Origin of the sequence: Zhenhengia sp., from assembly GCF_046966505.1 — a bacterium.
GTDB lineage: Bacteria > Bacillota > Clostridia > Lachnospirales > Cellulosilyticaceae > Zhenhengia > Zhenhengia yiwuensis.
The window spans coordinates 94,509-112,700 of the sequence record NZ_JBKVCH010000004.1; the positions used below are offsets into that span (position 1 = coordinate 94,509).

General features: G+C 34.1%; 18 protein-coding genes. 2 read left to right on the forward strand and 16 right to left on the reverse strand.

The genetic code is table 11. The features are described 5' to 3' along the window. Positions 1 to 208: 208 nt before the first annotated feature. The 5 genes from ACLTBU_RS06145 to ACLTBU_RS06165 form a co-directional block, all read right to left on the reverse strand. A complete protein-coding gene (locus tag ACLTBU_RS06145) occupies positions 209 to 865 on the reverse strand; it encodes a DUF488 family protein (protein ID WP_249333102.1) in 657 nt (218 codons plus the stop codon). Positions 866 to 1,147: 282 nt separating this feature from the next. Further along, complete coding sequence (locus tag ACLTBU_RS06150) at positions 1,148 to 1,882, reverse strand: class I SAM-dependent methyltransferase (protein WP_249333103.1); 735 nt, start codon at positions 1,880 to 1,882, stop codon at positions 1,148 to 1,150. A gap of 145 nt (positions 1,883 to 2,027) precedes the next feature. Then, entirely contained in the window at positions 2,028 to 2,522 is a 495-nt protein-coding gene (locus ACLTBU_RS06155; protein ID WP_249333104.1) for a hypothetical protein, read from the reverse strand. A gap of 141 nt (positions 2,523 to 2,663) precedes the next feature. Further along, positions 2,664 to 3,371: a DUF3169 family protein gene (locus tag ACLTBU_RS06160; protein ID WP_249333105.1), complete on the reverse strand. Its 708-nt coding sequence runs from the start codon at positions 3,369 to 3,371 to the stop codon at positions 2,664 to 2,666. Continuing rightward, positions 3,358 to 3,576 carry a helix-turn-helix transcriptional regulator gene (locus ACLTBU_RS06165; protein WP_177668591.1) on the reverse strand — a complete coding sequence of 73 codons (219 nt, stop codon included), beginning with the start codon at positions 3,574 to 3,576 and terminating at the stop codon, positions 3,358 to 3,360. Before ACLTBU_RS06165 ends, ACLTBU_RS06160 begins: the two co-directional genes overlap by 14 nt. 195 nt (positions 3,577 to 3,771) lie before the next feature. Here ACLTBU_RS06165 and ACLTBU_RS06170 point away from each other — a divergent pair, with 195 nt between their 5' ends. Beyond that, on the forward strand, positions 3,772 to 5,175 hold the full coding sequence (locus tag ACLTBU_RS06170) for a VanW family protein (protein WP_412218138.1): 1,404 nt from the start codon (positions 3,772 to 3,774) through the stop codon (positions 5,173 to 5,175). A 127-nt stretch (positions 5,176 to 5,302) separates the two neighbouring features. Here ACLTBU_RS06170 and ACLTBU_RS06175 read toward each other — a convergent pair whose 3' ends face one another. The 10 genes from ACLTBU_RS06175 to ACLTBU_RS06220 all read right to left on the reverse strand — a co-directional run bounded on the left by ACLTBU_RS06175 (position 5,303) and on the right by ACLTBU_RS06220 (position 15,819). Then, positions 5,303 to 7,048: a glycosyltransferase gene (locus ACLTBU_RS06175; protein ID WP_412218140.1), complete on the reverse strand. Its 1,746-nt coding sequence runs from the start codon at positions 7,046 to 7,048 to the stop codon at positions 5,303 to 5,305. Positions 7,049 to 7,339: 291 nt separating this feature from the next. Further along, a complete protein-coding gene (locus ACLTBU_RS06180; RefSeq protein WP_249333108.1) occupies positions 7,340 to 7,984 on the reverse strand; it encodes an NAD(P)/FAD-dependent oxidoreductase in 645 nt (214 codons plus the stop codon). A gap of 113 nt (positions 7,985 to 8,097) precedes the next feature. Continuing rightward, positions 8,098 to 9,042, reverse strand: coding sequence for a calcium/sodium antiporter (locus tag ACLTBU_RS06185; RefSeq protein WP_177668599.1), 945 nt, complete (start codon positions 9,040 to 9,042; stop codon positions 8,098 to 8,100). A 271-nt stretch (positions 9,043 to 9,313) separates the two neighbouring features. Beyond that, complete coding sequence (locus tag ACLTBU_RS06190; RefSeq protein ID WP_412218143.1) at positions 9,314 to 10,267, reverse strand: siderophore ABC transporter substrate-binding protein; 954 nt, start codon at positions 10,265 to 10,267, stop codon at positions 9,314 to 9,316. A gap of 37 nt (positions 10,268 to 10,304) precedes the next feature. Continuing rightward, positions 10,305 to 11,057, reverse strand: a complete 753-nt coding sequence (locus ACLTBU_RS06195) for an ABC transporter ATP-binding protein (RefSeq protein WP_283246212.1) — start codon at positions 11,055 to 11,057, stop codon at positions 10,305 to 10,307. Next, complete coding sequence (locus tag ACLTBU_RS06200; RefSeq protein ID WP_177668603.1) at positions 11,057 to 12,007, reverse strand: iron chelate uptake ABC transporter family permease subunit; 951 nt, start codon at positions 12,005 to 12,007, stop codon at positions 11,057 to 11,059. The genes ACLTBU_RS06195 and ACLTBU_RS06200 overlap by 1 nt, the downstream gene beginning before the upstream one ends. After that, complete coding sequence (locus ACLTBU_RS06205; protein ID WP_177668605.1) at positions 11,997 to 12,950, reverse strand: ABC transporter permease; 954 nt, start codon at positions 12,948 to 12,950, stop codon at positions 11,997 to 11,999. Before ACLTBU_RS06205 ends, ACLTBU_RS06200 begins: the two co-directional genes overlap by 11 nt. Before the next feature lie 252 nt (positions 12,951 to 13,202). Further along, positions 13,203 to 13,982, reverse strand: a complete 780-nt coding sequence (locus ACLTBU_RS06210; protein WP_177668607.1) for a type III pantothenate kinase — start codon at positions 13,980 to 13,982, stop codon at positions 13,203 to 13,205. Next, the gene (coaBC, locus tag ACLTBU_RS06215; protein ID WP_412218145.1) at positions 13,982 to 15,178 is read right to left on the reverse strand and encodes a bifunctional phosphopantothenoylcysteine decarboxylase/phosphopantothenate--cysteine ligase CoaBC; all 1,197 of its coding nucleotides are present in this window, start codon (positions 15,176 to 15,178) and stop codon (positions 13,982 to 13,984) included. Before coaBC ends, ACLTBU_RS06210 begins: the two co-directional genes overlap by 1 nt. A 14-nt stretch (positions 15,179 to 15,192) precedes the next feature. Next, positions 15,193 to 15,819, reverse strand: coding sequence for an ECF transporter S component (locus ACLTBU_RS06220; protein ID WP_177668610.1), 627 nt, complete (start codon positions 15,817 to 15,819; stop codon positions 15,193 to 15,195). A gap of 477 nt (positions 15,820 to 16,296) precedes the next feature. Here ACLTBU_RS06220 and ACLTBU_RS06225 point away from each other — a divergent pair, with 477 nt between their 5' ends. Then, positions 16,297 to 17,643 (forward strand): MATE family efflux transporter, encoded by a 1,347-nt coding sequence (locus ACLTBU_RS06225; protein WP_177668612.1) that lies wholly within the window; start codon positions 16,297 to 16,299, stop codon positions 17,641 to 17,643. Here ACLTBU_RS06225 and ACLTBU_RS06230 read toward each other — a convergent pair. Next, entirely contained in the window at positions 17,634 to 18,134 is a 501-nt protein-coding gene (locus tag ACLTBU_RS06230) for a hypothetical protein (protein WP_249333112.1), read from the reverse strand. The two genes, ACLTBU_RS06225 and ACLTBU_RS06230, sit on opposite strands and share 10 nt — an antisense overlap. Between the last annotated feature and the right edge of the window lie 58 nt (positions 18,135 to 18,192).

Genomic DNA, 18,192 nt, shown 5'->3' on the forward strand with positions numbered 1-18,192 from the left:
TCCACTCCTTAATTTTGAACTCTAATTTTACCCTCAGTTTTTTAATATTCTGTAGATATATGAATATATACTACCATGTAATAACTGAGTATTCTATAGTAAAACTATGAACAAATTTTAAAGAGTGTAAAAATAAAAGCCAATCTAATCCTTATTCATATTTTAAGCAGCTGATAAGTTTAGACCGGCTTTTATTATATTTGTAAACCTATCCGTTTGGATTAGGTTTAGGAAAATCATAATCATCCTTTAATACACGTTTGGCATTAACAATGAAAACTTCTTTACTACACCTTGCATAAGCTTCTTCTAATTTTTCTGCTTCTGTCTTAATAGGACCAAATAAGTCTATCTGGTCAACTGGCTCACAAAATTCTTCTTTCATACGCTGCTCCATATGAGCATGGGTTTCTAGCGTCCCATCATGCAAAATATGGCGTACTTCATAACCCATTTCAGCAAATTTTCTTGCTACAAGTGTACTTCTATGACAATCTGTTGGGTCCTTTTCTGCGCACATAAAAGCAATGGTATACCCTTTTTCTAGTCCATTTTCTATTCGCTTAATACCCTCTAAAAAAGCCTCTGTCTTAGCCAGTTTAGTAAAATCTAAGTAGCCTTCCTTTGTATTAAGTTCTATTTGATCTTTTATAATCCCAAAAGACTGATACATATGAATATAAGCTATGCCTCTTTGTTTTAAGTATAGCTGCAAAATTTCCTTATTAAATTGAGGATGAAAACCTGAATAGGCCATGGTCCTTACATCGACTACGCAGTTAATATTATATTTCAGTAAAAGTTCCAGGAAACTTTCCTGTGTGTGATGTGCATAGCCAATAGTGTAGAGAATACGATTAGTCATAGGTTTTCTCCTTTCTTAATTTTTACTTCTATTACTCCTGTAAATTGTAGTATGAGTCTGCATACTCTAGGCTATTCCTTTTATACTTTATTATTTTATAAATTTATGGATAGCCTTAATCACCTTCATATCATTATTTTCTACTGCATCCATTACGCAATGATGAATATGCTCTTGTAAAATAAGCTTCCCACATTATTAAGCGCTGATTTCACCACTGCAATTTGAGTTAAAATTTCCTATATAAAGGCCTTCTTCCCCCACTCTCTTATATGTAAACATTTATTTCTTTTTAGCATGGATAATCAGCATCATAGGACGTCTTAATTCATCTTGCATTTCTTTATTATCTTTGAGTAAAGATGGTTCAGGCTGCGGCTCTACTACCTTCATAATTTCAAAACCTGCTCCTATTAGGTCATTAATATAAGTTGTTACTGTTCTATGATACTTGACCATTTCTGCTCCTAAAAACTGTGCCTTACGGGCTCCCTCATAAAAATAATGGTCTACGGGCCAGTGCATACGATTTCCTTCCTCATCATAAGTCCAATCTTGTGGACCATTAGCAGTAAATACTGGATGTTCTACTGAGAAGATAAACTCTCCCCCTTCCCTCAAGCACTTATTGACTTTCTCACATACCTTACTAAAAGTCTCGATATAATGAAATGCTAAAGAGCTTATAACCACATCAAACGTCTTCTCAGCATAATCTATCTCTTCAATAGGCTGCTTAATATATTGAATGATTGTTGACTTTGTCATAGCCTTTGCTTGATTTAGCATGTTTTCTGACAAGTCTATCCCTATAACAGATTCAGCTCCGTGCTCTTGTGCATATCTACAATGCCACCCAAACCCACAACCTAGGTCTAAAACATGCTTACCTCTAAAATCTGGAAACATCTTTTTTAGCTCATGCCATTCACCAGCACCTTCTAAACCTTTCACTGAACGTGCCATCTGCTTATACGCATTAAAAAAGTTTATATCATCATATTTATTCTCTTTCATCTTAAATATCTACCTTCCTATATTTATATAACTTAATATAATTTTATCACACTTATACCAAAAAGCCTTACAACCCCAAGAAACTAAAATGCCCCTACCTACTGAGCAGGAAGCATTTTAAATCTCGTTTTTGTAAGACTTTTTTCTATAGACCGCAGTCTATTTCAATTTCAACATTATAAACTTCATTTTCAAATAAACTATTTAAGAACTCCGCCATAAAGTACTTCTTGCTCATTTTTTTTAGTTTATTTCTATCTGTAATCTGACACTGATTTAAAAGCACTTTTGCTTCACTGATACAACTATTCATAATACCTTGAATTTCTCTCTTTTTCTGTTCTGCCTCTGCACTTCTATTACCACTATAAAGAAACTCTCTCAAATGGATAATAGCATCCCTAAAAGTCTCATTTAAGGCCTCTACTTTTGCAAGAGCTTCCTCATCTGTTATAGCGCCTTTAAGACTTAATTGTACTGGATTTATATAGAGTCTATCTTCAACAAGCATACAAACTGTATCTTCTTTAGCTAACTCCATTACTTTACCTAATTCTGTTAATGCATAGCTTTGCCCATTTAGTTGATATTGCGTTTCAAAGGCTTCTTTAGTTATTTTTTGTATTGTTAATTGATTCATATTCTAATTTCTCCTATTTTGCAGACACTTTAATCATGCCCTCTTTCTTCTATTACTTTTTTATTATAACATAATGAGTCTTATAGAGACATATATGCTTTTATTCGATTTATATTCTAAAGTACACAAAGACCTAGCCCTTTACGCTCTAGGTTTTTTATTTGCATGATAAGTCATTAAAATCGTCTGTGCTCCCCAAATAATTCCAATTGGCAAATAAATAGCAGGACTAATTTCAAATACTCTACTTAATAGATAACAAGCGATAAATAGGAATACATACAGCGGTATCATAGCTGAAAGTGTATTAAAGCTTGCTTTTCCTGTTTTATACTTTTCACATTCATCTAACCTGTCAAAGTAATGCTCATGGAATTTCGGATCTAAAGGATCTGCATTTAGTTCTGGTCTTACCTTCTTAACCAAAGAGATATGTCCAACCTCTCCTAAAAAAGCTATACATACGTTAAGCATAAAAAGCATTGAAGCAGGTATTGTAAGTTCAAATAAATTGACACCTAATGCTGTAAAGTTGATCACCGCACATAGAGTGCAACACATTAAGGTTATACCCATTACTTTTTCATATTTTTCATAAAATGAGCCTTCTTCCTCACAGTATCCATCTTTTTTAAGCTGCATGCTAAAGTAAAAATATCCTCCTATACCTGCAATCCCTGTAATAAGTGCAACTATAAATAAGCTAGGCGCTAAAGCTTCTAACACATTTACAATATTATGTAAGTTATCAGCTGATTCCATTCTACTGATTAAACTCCCTACTATCGCTCCTATAAAACCACAAATGATAAAAATTGAAATACCTTTTTTCCAGTTATAACTTTTCATTTCCGTCCTCCTCTAACCAAAATAATTCTTCTATTGATTTATTAAATATCTGAGCAAGCTTAATGACTAATACAATAGAAGGATGATAATCTCCACGTTCAATGCTACTGATAGTCTGCCTTGAAACACCACATCTCTTACCTAATTCTGTCTGACTTATAGCCAGTTCTTCTCTTGCCTGTTTCACATGATTATAAAGTGGCATCTAACTCACCTCCTGTTTGACAAGTAAAGTTGTCATATCCCAAGTATAATTCATGACAACTTTACTTGTCAATGACAAATTTACTTGTCATTAATAAAATCTATATTTTCCTTTAAATCCTTATATTATAAATTTCATCTTTGACACTCCCTTACATCTCTGTTTATAATTATGTAAACAGCAAAGGAGATTGATATGACGAAAAATAAACACCGAAAATATAAATTCATTATCCCTATTTTATTACTTATCCCTATTATCTATATCATGAGCGTATACAATCAAGTAAAAGCATACGATACTGTGCTAGCTCATAATATATGGGTTAATCATTTTGACATAGGTGGCATGACCCCAGAAGAAGCTAGCAAATATCTGAGCCAAAACCTTATATCCACGCTTGATAGCAAAACTATTACACTTACTACTGAAAATACCACTTCTACAGTAGATATTACATACAAAGAATTAGGTGTAACCTATAACCTAGATAAAATTTTATCTGAGGCTATACAAATTGGACACGAAGGTAACCTTTTTGAGCGCTATAAATCACTTAAGAATCCATCGGTTGAACCGCTCCATTTTACACTTGCTCCAAATCTAGACTCTTCCAATTTACAAGAACGCGTAGAATCTTATCTTGAGCCCTTCTACAAAGCTCCAGTTAATGCGGAGATTAAGAAACACCCAAGAAGCTTTGAGATTACCCCTGAAGTACCGGGCTATAAAGCCGATCTTGACTTTGCAGTGACTCAAATTCAAGAACTAATAGCACAAAGTGAAGAAGGCACCATATACCTTCCACTTATTACATTAGAACCAGAATATACTTCAGATATTCTCCAAGATTATAAAACACCTCTTGCTAGTTTCTACACGACCTTTACAGCAGATAGTCCTGATCGCAATACGAATATTACACTTGCAGCCCAGAAGATTAATACAACCCTCCAGCCAGGGGAAAAGTTTATGTTTTCTAAGCAATTAGAACCTATTACTATTGATGCAGGCTATAAAAATGCCAAAGTTATTACAGGTGGTGAATTTGTAGATGGCATTGGTGGGGGGATCTGCCAAGTATCTTCAACCCTTTATAATGCAGTCATCATGACAGATCTAGATATATACATGCGCCGCAATCATTCTCTACCAGTATCCTATACACCACTAGGCCGAGATGCAACCTATGCTACAAATAGTGTGGATTTCCAATTTATTAACAACTCTGGTTATCCTCTCTATGTAGAAAGCTATATTGAAGATAATAAAGTCTTCGTTAACCTGTATGGTCACAAAGACTTTAAGCCGGATTATACAGCTCAATTTGAATCAGAACTTGTCGAGACATTAGAAGCACCAGAGCCACTCTATAAAGATGATCCTACTTTGCCACCGGGCAAAGAAATCATCAAATCTCATGCTAAAGAAGGACACAAAATAGTACTTTACAAACTTTACTATAAAAATGGTGAACTTATTAAGAAAGAAAAAATTAATACGAGTACCTATAAACCTCAACGCGCAGTTATTCTTCGTGGTCCACAACCGCAGAGTTCTGAAGCGAGTTCTATAGCAGCTGATTCTAAACCTCAATAGAAAACTTTACATAGTAATGAATTTAACTAAATAAAATAATAAACCCACAAAAGGACACTTTATAACAATGCATTCTTCTGTGGGTTTCACTTCTTATATAAATACTGATTTACTTCACCTTTATGACCTAGGGGCTTAAATATTGATATTCTTGTACTCTTCTATATTCTTCTAAATAAATAGGAGCTTTATTAATCTCATAATAGGCACCTATATTGCGTAAATAGATTTTTATAATAGCTTGCATCTGATCAGGTTTTAAATCTTCAAACTGTAGCCCAACCTGATCTTGTTGTATTCTAACTACTTTACCTTTTAAGATGACTTTTCTTCCTTCATCTATTAGCTTAATATGCATCTCTTTTCCCAATTTCATTCTATGAGCTAAGGGACATTGTATGCCTATCCCTCTCTCCGATAAATCCTTTAAATAGCCTCTATAAGTGTACTTTCCGTTTCTGAGTTCTATCACCAAATCTTCTTTTATCTTAATGCGTTCTACACTTCGATAAATAGGTTTTTGATAAGCTACATAAATACTTACAACTGCTCCTATCAAATTATACATACTCCAAATAACATTAATGCTATAAGCTCCAAATGCTATCTTCCCTTGCAATACAGCATATGTACCAAGTCCCCAACCTACTAATGTTAAGATGGTAATAATAATATGTGGTAGACTTGTTTTAAATTGAAAATAGGCTTTTTCATTTACAACATCCTTAGGTGTTACATTAAATTTAGTATTTAGAGCAAACAGCTCTCTTATCACTGAAAAACTTATATGTGGTGCCATAGCTACTTCATAGAAATGCGACCATTGTAAACTTCTTGTATGCGGTGATAGTGTCTTGAAAATAAGCCATTGTCCAATTAGAAATGGAATAAAATAACCTAATATTTCCTGTGTCGAACTTTCAATAATAAGAGTATGAGTGATTAAATACATAATAGGTGCTAAGATATAAATCATTTTCTGAATGCTCGAACCCCAGTACAATACACCGTCTATATAAGCAATACGCTGTGGCCAAGTTAAACCTTTTGTAAAAATAGGATTGAAGTGTTTTATAACTTGTAAGTTACCTCTACACCATCTATCCCTCTGCATAACTAGATCGGAATAAGTTGTTACGCTTAACCCAAGTACGAGTACCTCGTTAATAAATACACTTTGATAACCTTTGGATTGCAAAAGCATACCTACAGCCATATCCTCTGTAATAGAGCAAGTTGGGTATCCTCCAATTCCATCAACACAACTCCTTCTAAAAACAGCATTGGTACCTACATGTAATACTGCATTAATAGCTGCCCTAGCCTCTTGTACATCTCGCATGAAAAAGTCCTGCTCATTAGGTATATCTTTTTTTAAGTTATACTGATACATATCCTGGTTATAGTAGACCTGCGGTGTCTGAACAAAGGCAACTTCTTCCTCTATAAAGTAGCCTACCGTCTTTTCTAGAAATTTTTCTGTTGGCAGCATATCGGCATCTAAAACAGCGAATAAGTCTCCACCTATATACTTTAGAGCATTATTAATGTTACCAGCCTTTGCACCTTCATTTCCTATCCTTGTTATGTACCCTACTCCATAAGTCTGGCACAACGTCTGTAACTCTTTTCTTTTTCCATCATCACACACATAGATTTTCATCTTATGCTCTGGATAATGCATATTTAAACTTGCTACAATAGTCTTCTCTACAAGTTTAATAGGTTCATTATAAGTACAAATAAGTACATCTACACTAGGAATTTGATTTCTATTAAATCCATCTAACGTTTTTTTAGGAAGCCTATAGGTCCTTGAAAACAAATATTGAAAAATAAGAAATTGAGTTAATCCTAATAGTTCAGCTACCATCAATATAATACCTGCCCCAAACGATGTCAAAGAACTTGTAGGAATAACTGTAAAACGCCACATAATATAGATAATAACTATTGCAGTATTGGTAAAAAGAAAAACTCTACGATACTTTATCCATTTTTTCGAAAGAATAAAAGTGCTTAAAATACATAGCATAGCAAAACAAAAATATATATTTTCCCTCCCTTCTATCCTTCCATAATAATACATTATTCCATATCAAACCATACTTAATAGTAATTCTTTCCTATGTTCATTTATTTGTTTTTATTTATTTGAAGATAATTAAACTTCTTGAATAAGTCTAATAAAATGACCTAGTCCTATGCGGTCAATAAAGAAACCTAATTTCTCTCCTGGATCTGCTTTTTCTTTATATACTTTTATTAATTTATCAACATACTCTAAGGCTTCTTTTTCAGTAAGACCTGTAACTAAAGTATCTGCCATTCTAGGATGATATCCTGCTGATCCCCCTGCTATAATCTTATAGCCTTCCTTATCTCCTATAACCCCAATATCTTTACTATAGACACTCCCACATGCATTTAGGCATCCTGCTACCCCAATCTTAGTCCTGCAAGGCATCTCTTCCCACTGGTATTTTCTAGAAAGCTTCATTCCAATGCTTATTGAATTAACTTTTGAGCGCTTACAAAAAGCCGCTGGACACATTTCTACATTTTTAATAGAATTCTGCTCTCGTACAGCAGGCTCCATTCCAAGTTCTTCCCATATATACGGTATATCTTCTGCTTGTAAATTCGTAATTAGGATGCGCTGTCCTGATGTAAGTTTTAGTACACCTTTATATTTTTTAGTGACTTCACCTATTCTAATTAACTGATCAGGTGTAATAAAACCTCCTGGAATATGTGGTGTTATGGCATAAGTACGTTTGCCATCTCTTATTTTCTGTAAATTTGCCATATTATCTTCCTCAAATCTATTTTTTATTTTTATTATAATTCATATTCTAGTATGAATAAAAGTCCTACAGTCTTAGTATCAAAACTGTAGGACTTTTTAATTTACCTAATCTACTATCTCATTATAATATAAGCCATATAAATAACATAACTTCCTACAAGAAGACCACCTTCAACACGGGTAATCTTTTTATTAATTGCAAAGAAGTAAGTAGCGATAGTTACAATAATCATAATTAGAATATCCGTAAAAATTGGACCTGCCATCTCAATTGGATTAATTACTGAAGATACTCCTAGGATAAGAAATACATTAAAAATACATGAACCAATAACATTACCTAATGCAATATCACTTTCACCTTTTCTAGCAGCCACAATAGAAGTTACAAGTTCTGGAAGTGATGTACCAATGGCAATAATTGTAAGACCAACAAGTGTTTCACTCATCCCCCATGCACGTGCAATGCTTGAAGCACTATTTACTACCATATCTCCACCAATTACAATACCAACGATACCACCTATTGCAAATAAAATACTCTTACCAAGTGGCATACCTTCTATTTCTTCTTCCTCACCATTAGCTCTAGCTTTTAATGCTACTTCAATTAAGTAGTACATAAAAATGCCGAAGAATAATAAAAGCATAATCCCATCTATACGAGATAACATATTAACATTCCCACTATCAAGGGCTATGTCTTGAACCATAATAAAGAGTGCTACACCTGATAACAGTGTAAATGGAAATTCTTTAACAAGTACAGACTTTTTAACAGCTAAGGGATAAATTATAGCAGCGGAACCGACTACCATAAGTAAGTTGAAGATATTTGAACCTACTACATTTCCTACAGCAATACCATTTTGTCCTTTCATAGCAGAACTTACACTTACAGCAAGCTCTGGTGCACTTGTGCCAAATGCAACAATTGTCAGACCAATGATAAGTGCTGGTACTTTAAGTGCCTTAGCAATGGATGATGCGCCATCTACAAAGAAGTCGGCACCTTTAATAAGTAAGACAAAACCAATTAATAACAAAATATAATCCATATTCATTTCCTCCCTTTATTTTTTGAAGTCAATAGCACATAAAAAACCTTCAGAATAAAAGGGGGATTCTAATATTCCCCCTTATTATTCTGAAGGTCTTGCATCAAGATAAATCTTGTTAATTAACCGAGTGCCCCTAGCACCGTCATGACGATTAATTATCACAAATTGTGTAGCTACTCCCCTTCAAAAGGTATTTTGTGCTTGTCTACGGTTTATTATACCATAAATTTGTAATTACACAATCTTAACATGATCGTTTAAATTATATTTACTTAATAGCGTTTGCGATATCTTCCATCATTATACGTGTTGCTGTTAAACCGCCACCTGATAAGTACCATGGCTGTTGGCTAAGGTATACAATGTTACCATTTTTGTATGCATCTGTTGTTTTAACTAACTCGTTTTCTAAAATTTCTTTTGCTGGTACTGCATCTCCCATCATAGAGCCTCTATCTAAAACGAATATGAACTGTGGATTTTTCTCTACAATGTATTCAAATGATACACTTTGACCATGTGTTGTTTCTTCTAATGTTTCATCAATATTTGTGAAACCTAAGTCATTGATAAATGAGAAACGTGAGTTATTACCATAAGCACTTACTGAACCATCATTAATAAGTGTAATTAAAGCATTATAGCCTTCTGCTTCCACTTTTTCTTTAATAGCTTGTATTTCTTTTTCAATTTCCGCTACCTGAGTATTTACTTGTTCTTCTACACCAAACATTTCTCCAAGAAGAGCCATATTTGATTTAAATGATGCTGTATAGTCATTGTTGTCAATTGCCATTGAAATAGTTGGAGCGATTTCTGTAAATTTATCATACATATCTGCTTGTCTTCCGCCAATGATGATAAGGTCTGGCTTAGTACCATAGATTTTTTCGAAGTCTGGTTCTTTTACTGAACCTACATCTACTAAATCATCACGATCTAGTGTTTCAAGATAACCTGTTAAACTTGATTTTGGAGCTGCTACAACTCTATCAGCTAAACCTAATTCTTGCATAGCATCTAATACACCAAGTTCAAATACAACTACTTTAGATGGATTTTTCGGTACAACTGTTTCACCAAGTGTGTGTGTTACAGTCATTGTTTCATTTTCTACTACTTCTTCTGTAGCTTCTGGTTTTGACATACCTTTAAAGATAAATACACCTGCAATCAGTACAAGAATGATTGCGCCAATAATCATACCTACTTTTTTATTCATGATTTTCTCTCCCTTTACTTTGTATTTTAATTTTCTTTTAGTAATATACACAAATATTTTGGTTATTTAAGCGATGAATGCAAAATGGCATTTCATAAATTTCTTCTAAGACTTCTTTTTTAATAATTTCCTTTGTTGGTCCTGCTTTAGCTACCTTACCATTTTTAAAAGCAATAATATGATCTGAGTAGCAAGAAGCAAAGTTAATATCATGCATAACAATAATAACTGTTTTGCCAAGCTCTTCTGAGAGCTTACGGATAACCTGCATCATCTTCACAGAGTGATGCATATCTAGATTATTAAGTGGCTCATCAAGAAGTACATATTCTGTATCTTGAGCAATAACCATGGCTATGTACGCACGTTGTCTTTGACCACCACTTAGCTCATCTAAGTATTTATCTTGCATATCTGTAAGCTCCATATAATCAATAGCTTCCTGGATATGCTTTTCATCTTCTGGTGTTAAACGGCCTTGTGAATGTGGAAAACGACCAAATCCTACAAGCTCTTTAATTGTAAGCTTAAGTGACATATGGTTAGACTGCTTTAAGATAGCAAGCTTCTTTGCTAGCTCATTACTTTTCCACTCTTCTAATTTCTTACCTTCTAGTGTAACTTCACCAGAGTCTCTTTGGACCAATCTTGTAATCATACCAAGTACTGTACTTTTACCTGCTCCATTAGGCCCTATAAAAGAAGTTACTTTTCCTTTTGGAATTTCTAAAGATACGTCTTCTACAACATTTTTATTTCCATATTTCTTAAATAGATTTGTAATCTTCATTATTGTCTACTCTCCTTTAAGAGCAAGTAAATAAAGTAAACGCCACCAATAAGGTTTACAACTACACTAAGCGTTGTACTAAAGTTAAGTACTTGTTCTACAATAAGCTGTCCGTATATTAAAGTCAGTCCGCCTAGTAAAATAGCTGCTGAAATTAAATACGTATGTTTGTACGTTTTTAAAATTTGTCGTGATAAGTTTACAACTAATAAACCTAAGAATGTGATTGGTCCAACTAATGCTGTTGAAATAGATACAAGAATGGTTACAACAATAATAAGCTTTTTCACGACCCTATCATAATCTACACCTAAGTTAATAGCATGGTCACGACCAAGTGCAATAACATCGAGTACAGTAAGCTCATCCCATACAAAAGGTATAATAAGTAAGATAAGGATAACTGCTAAAATTAAAATACTCGTATTAATATTATTGAAACTTGCAAATAAGTTATTTTGCAGTGCTAAAAATTCATTTGGATCAATAACCCTTTGCATAAAGGATGATAAGCTTGAGAATAATGTTCCAAAAATCATCCCTACAAGAAGTAGGAAAACAATATCCCCTTTTCCCCTTTCAAAGAGCACCTTATAAAGCGCTACTGAACACACAACCATAATACCAAGCGCAATGATAAAGTTATAATTCTGGTTAGTAATCAGTGGGCTAGTACTTCCTAGTACAAACACAATAAACGTCTGAACTAAAACATATAAAGAATCTAATCCTAACACACTTGGTGTTAATATGTGGTTATTTGTAATGGTTTGAAAAATAACAGATGAACTTCCTATGCAAAAAGCTGTAAGGAGCATTGCAAAAATCTTAGGGATACGGTTTCCCATAGCATAATCTATATAACTCCACTCTACCCCTACAAATAAGAATAAAATTATTCCTACTGCAAGTAAGGCTGTAAGTAAGGCCAGACGGCGTTTATTTTGCATGTTTTTCCCTCCTTAAAATGAGATATAAAAAGATGATACTTCCTACTACACCTACAGTAAGACCAATTGAAATCTCATAAGGGAAGATGACAATACGTCCAAATATATCACATGCTAGAAGGAATACAGACCCAATAAGTGCTGTATCAATAAGTGTTCCTTTAATACGATCACCTTTATAAAGGGAAACGATATTCGGTACAATCAGCCCAATAAATGGAATACTTCCAACTGTAATAACCACACTTACAGTAACTAGTGCTACAACTGCTAGACCCATATAAAGGATACGATTGTAATTGATACCGAGGTTTGTCGCAAAATCCTCACCCATCCCTGCAATGTTAAAATGATTTGCATAAATAAATGCAATCACTACAAGAGGAATACAAAGATAAAGCATTTCATAATTTCCTTTTAAAATCATAGAAAAATCCCCTTGCATCCAAGCACTTACATTTTGCATAATGTCATACTTATAAGCGATAAAAGTTGTAATAGAACCTATAATATTTCCAAACATAATCCCTACAAGTGGTACAAATACAACGTTCTTGAAGGTAATTTTTCGGATAACCATCATAAAGGCCATAGTTCCTGCTAGTGCAAAGATAAAGGCAACACTTGTTTTAAGCATAATACTTGCTCCTGGGAATAAAACCATCCCAATTACAACACCAAGCTGTGCAGCATCTATTGTGGCACCTGTCGTTGGGGATACGAATTTATTACGGCTAAGCTGCTGCATAATAAGTCCGCTAATACTCATCCCTATCCCCGCCATCAGTAAGCTGATAAGACGTGGCATACGACTAATCATGAAAAGTTCTATTGCAGCTTCATTGCCTGAAAGTATATCCATTACTGTTATCTCCTTAGCCCCAATAAAGAGGGACATAACAGATAAGATAATCATAAGTATAATAAGTAATAGTCGTTTCATCTGCTCTCTCCATATATGTATGTTGATTAATTTTAATGATAATTCTTTTCACTTACAGAGTATACATGTAAATGATAATCAGTGTCAATATGTTTTTTAATAATAATTATCACTTTTATTAAAACACCACTTAGTAGCTTTACTTTTTAAACAAAACAAAGCACCTTGCAAAACTTATTTAAGTTTTGCAAGGTGCTTCTTATTGACCAACTACTATAAATCTTTATACTTTATATAGATCATACGCTATCTTTAGCCTAAGGCTTTATTTTTTTCATAAATAAGGACTAAACCTTTTAGTGTGAGTAAACCATCATATTCATCAATGACCTGTGTCCCATCTTGAATAATTTTAGCTAATCCCCCTGTTGCAATAATTTTCATATGAGGAGCATTCATCTCTTCTTTTACTTTATTTACAATATACTCAACTTGTCCAATATATCCATATACAAGCCCTGCTTGCATACTCGAAATTGTATTCTTGCAATCTAATATACTTTTGGGTCTCTTAATCTCCATATGTGGTAATTGAGCAGCTCTTTGCCACATCGCATCTGCGCTAATTCTAATTCCTGGTGTAATTAAACCACCAATAAACTCACCTTTTTCATTGACAATATCATAAGTTGTAGATGTACCAAAATCAATCGTCATACAAGGTCCTCCATGTAACTCATAGGCAGCTACACAATTTACAATACGGTCTGCACCTACTAATTTAGGATTATCTGTTCTTACTGATAAGCCTGTCTTAATCCCAGGTCCTACTATAAAGGGCTTCTTATTTAAATATTTTTTTATACTATTTGTAATGGAGTGCATAATATTAGGCACTACAGAAGAAATAATTACATCTTTTATATCCTTAACATTAATCCCCTTATTTCTTAACATTTCTACCATGGTAATACCATATTCATCTGATGTTCGCGGGATTTGTGTTGTCATTCTAAAACTGACTACTAACTCCATATCTTTCATTACACCCATCACAACATTTGTATTACCTATATCTATTGTCAATAACATTATTCTACCTCACTTAAATAAGTCTTAACTTGGTCAAGTATAATATCCCCTAACTCATTTTTCGTCATCTGTGGATATTCTATTATTTCTCCATTAGATTTAATAATTGTAGCAATATTTGTATCACCTTTAAAACCTGCTCCAGATTGAGCAATGTTATTAGCTACTATAAAATCTAGGTTTTTGTTTTGTATTTTATTTTTAGCATATTCCACCACATGCTCCGTCTCTGCTGCAAAACCTACTAATACTTGATGCTTCTTCTTCTCGCCTAAACTTTTTAAAATATCTGGGTTAGGCACTAAATTTAAAACTAATTCTTTACCATTCTTCTTAATTTTATGGGCACTCTCATTCTCAGGTCTATAGTCTGCCACAGCCGCAGTTTTAATAACTGCATCCGCCCATTCAAAATGCTCATCTACCGCCTTATACATATCTCTTGCACTTTTAACATCGATACGCTTTACCCCTCTTGGACACTCTAACTGGGTAGGACCAGAAACAAGAATAACCTCTGCACCCCTTTTGACTGCCTCAGTAGCAATTGCATACCCCATTTTCCCTGAAGAATAATTCGTAATATAACGCATAGGATCTATAGCTTCAATTGTAGGTCCTGCAGTTAATAGAAGATGCTTTCCTTCAAGATCTCTTTCTCCTTCAAGCTCTTTTGTTACATAAGATACAATTGTATCAGGAGTAGGTAGTTTACCACTTCCTATATCACCACAAGCAAGCCATCCAGAATCAGGCTCTATAAACAAATACCCTTTAGATTTTAAGTACGCTATATTTTCCTGCACAATTGGATTTTCATACATAGCTGTATTCATAGCCGGTGCAATCACAACAGGTCCTTTTACTGCCATAACAGTAGTTGTAAGCATGTCATCAGCTATGCCATTTGCTATTTTTCCAATTACATTAGCAGTTGCTGGGGCAATAAGCATCAAATCAGTCTTTTTTGCCAAAGCTATATGTTCTACTTCCCACTTATGCGGTCTTGCAAAAGTATCTGTTACAACATAGTTATTTGTAATAGTCTCAAATGAAAGGGGCTTTACAAATTCACATGCATTTTCTGTCATAATTGTATTAATCTCATACCCTAACTTTCTCAATTTGCTTGCTACATCTAGTAGTTTATAGACAGCTATACCACCTGTCACACCTATCAAAACATGTTTTTTCATATGTCTCCCTCTCTTTAGTATAATTTTTCTTTAAAGACACTCTTTAGTACTTTACAAACTAGAGTGACTATAATTGCTGCTACAATTGCTTCTGGTATGCCATTAACGCCTATAATCCCCATAATTACTCCAAACAGGGCTTCAAAAGTAACTTCTTTAGCTGCAGCATATTGCTGCCCAAAAAATATATAAATACCACTCATGACTAACACAGTATTTGTAAGAGATCCTACAACACCCGCTGTAGCATAAGCAATAACTTTTGTTTTATCTATCTTACTAACCCACTTATAGCTGTAATAAGCTACAATTCCTATCAACATACGTGGTACAAGTGCAATTACTAAACTCCATATATTACCTTGTGCACCTCCTATTGTAATAAAAGGTGAAAATACAAAAGATGTAAGCGCTGGACTTACCGTATTAATAATAATCGATAATATTCCAAATGCCCCTCCTAATATAGCCCCTGCTAAAGGTCCTAAGAAAATTGCGCCTATAACAACCGGAATATGTATGGTTGTTGCCTTAGTAAATCCTAAAGGCACAAATCCCAGAGGAGTAAATGCCATTATAATTTCTATAGCCAATAGTACTCCCATTAATGTTATAAATTTTGTATTTTTCGACTTTTTCATCTTATTCCTCCTGCTATCGCTCTTTTATTAAGATGCAATGCTTATTTAACATGGTCATTATATCATACTCCTTGAATAATGCTAGAGAGTCATGCTATCTTAATTAAGATAAGTACATACTTTTCTTGTCCTATTGGTATAAGCTTTGTATGCCGTTTAGAAATATAAAAAATGATTTTCGCCTCAGTCAAGATACATTCTTTAATCAGTCCTACTTTGATTTATACACACTACGTGATATACTCGACTTGGATAAACTTCAACGCTATCATTCTTTTAACTCTACACTTTGTATGCATACTATCCTTACCCATTACCTTGCTTTCGACCATCAAGAAAGTACACCTTGTGATTATTATGAACTTTTTATTCCCTTAAAAGCTCTAAGGGATTAAATGCTATTAACCTTAGAGTTACTCCAAAGTTTATGCTCGATAATGATCTAACTATTACTTGAACTTAAAGGGGGTATAAAATATGGATCATACATTAGAGCTTGGCCAAGAAAAACTGGGCAAGCTTTTCATTAAATATTCTATTCCAAGCATTATAGGGATGCTTTTCTTCTCTATTTATATTGTTATTGATGGTATTTTTGTAGGGCAAGTTGTCGGTGCTAATGGCCTTGCTGCCATCAATATTGCCATGCCATTTTTCAGTATTGCTATGGCTGTTAGCATTATGGTTTCTTCAGGTGCTAATACAATCGTCGCTATTGAATTAGGACAAGGTAATATAGCTAAGGCACGTCAAACGTTTAGCTTAGCTTTCTATACTTTAATGATTTTATCTACTACAGTGTGTATTCTTACACTGGTTTTTATAGAACCTATCTGCAAGGCATTAGGTGCTACACTAGAGCTTATGCCAATGGTTAAACGTTACTTAGCTGTACTTTGTATTTTTACACCTGTATTTACCGGAAGTGGTCTCTTATCAGGCGGTATCCGTAGTATGGGTAAACCAACCTATTCTATGGTATGTACGGTCATTGGCTCAGTGCTTAATATTATTTTTGACTATCTACTTGTTGTGGTATGGGGCATGGGCGTATTTGGAGCGGCACTAGCTTCTGGACTTGCCTTTATGATTGCCTTTATTGTAGGTTTTGTTGCCTATTTGCCACGCAAAAGTACGCTTCACTTTACAACTTGTAAATTAGATTTTAGAAAAATAGTCCGTTTCTTCTATAACGGTTCATCTGAAGCTTTAACAGAAGTTGCTGTAGCTTTTTCAACTTATATCTTCAATATTGTTCTCCTTATGCGTATTGGTGAAAAAGGCGTATCTGCCTTTTCCATTATTAGTTATGTGACTTCGCTCATCATTGCTGTTCTATTAGGTGTCGCAACAGGCATTGCTCCTATTACAGGCTATAATTATGGTGCAGGTCACAAAGAACGTGTCATTTCCCTTAACAATCTAGCCCTTAAAGTTATGGCTACACTAGGGATTATCTGCACACTAGGTATGTTTATCTTTGGTAAACCTCTTATTCTACTCTTTGCTCCAGGAGACCCGGAACTTATTGAAATGACTGTATGGGCCACTAAACTTTACTCTTTAGCTTTCCTTGTTAATGGTATTAACATTTTAGGTTCTGCTTACTTTACTGCCTTAGAGGATGCCAAAACTTCAGCACTTATTTCTCTCCTACGTGGTATTATCTTAATCTTTATTGGTATTCTGATTCTACCTCAATTCCTTGGTGATGCAGGTATTTGGTTAACTGTATTTTTCAGTGAAATGATTACACTCTTATACACTCGATATCTTTTCCAGAAATCTTATCGTCACCTTAGACAAAAAGCTACTCATTCTTGAGTAGCTTTTTCTTGTTCTTCTTCTATTTCCTGTGTTATCTGAGCAGATTCTGTTTGGGACACTTCCTTATCTGTAAGTTTAGCAATAAGTGCTGGCATTAATACAAGTATACTAATAAATGCTACTATAATAGCAATCTTAATCCATCCCATAGCTATATGCCACTCCACCTTATTTCGCATAGCCCAATCTGGCTGATTTTCTCTCTCAATCATCCAATACTGAAAGCGTTTCATCCACTGAAACCATCTTATTCTCTTGAAAGACGTTGGCTCATAGGGTTTTCCCTTAAACATGTACAATCTAGATGAATTTCTAAAGAAAGGTTTATATAAAATCCACCCCGTCGTTTCCCATTCATCTACAAAATCATATTCATATTCAAGTACCCACCTAACCTTATCTGATTTAATGGTTATCATCTTACTTTTGTGTTTACTTGATAGAAATTCAGAAAAGTGCTTTTCTATCTTTTGCATCTGTGTCGCCACCCTTATATCCCCCTATTTTAGATATATACATACACTATTATACATAATCCCCTACATA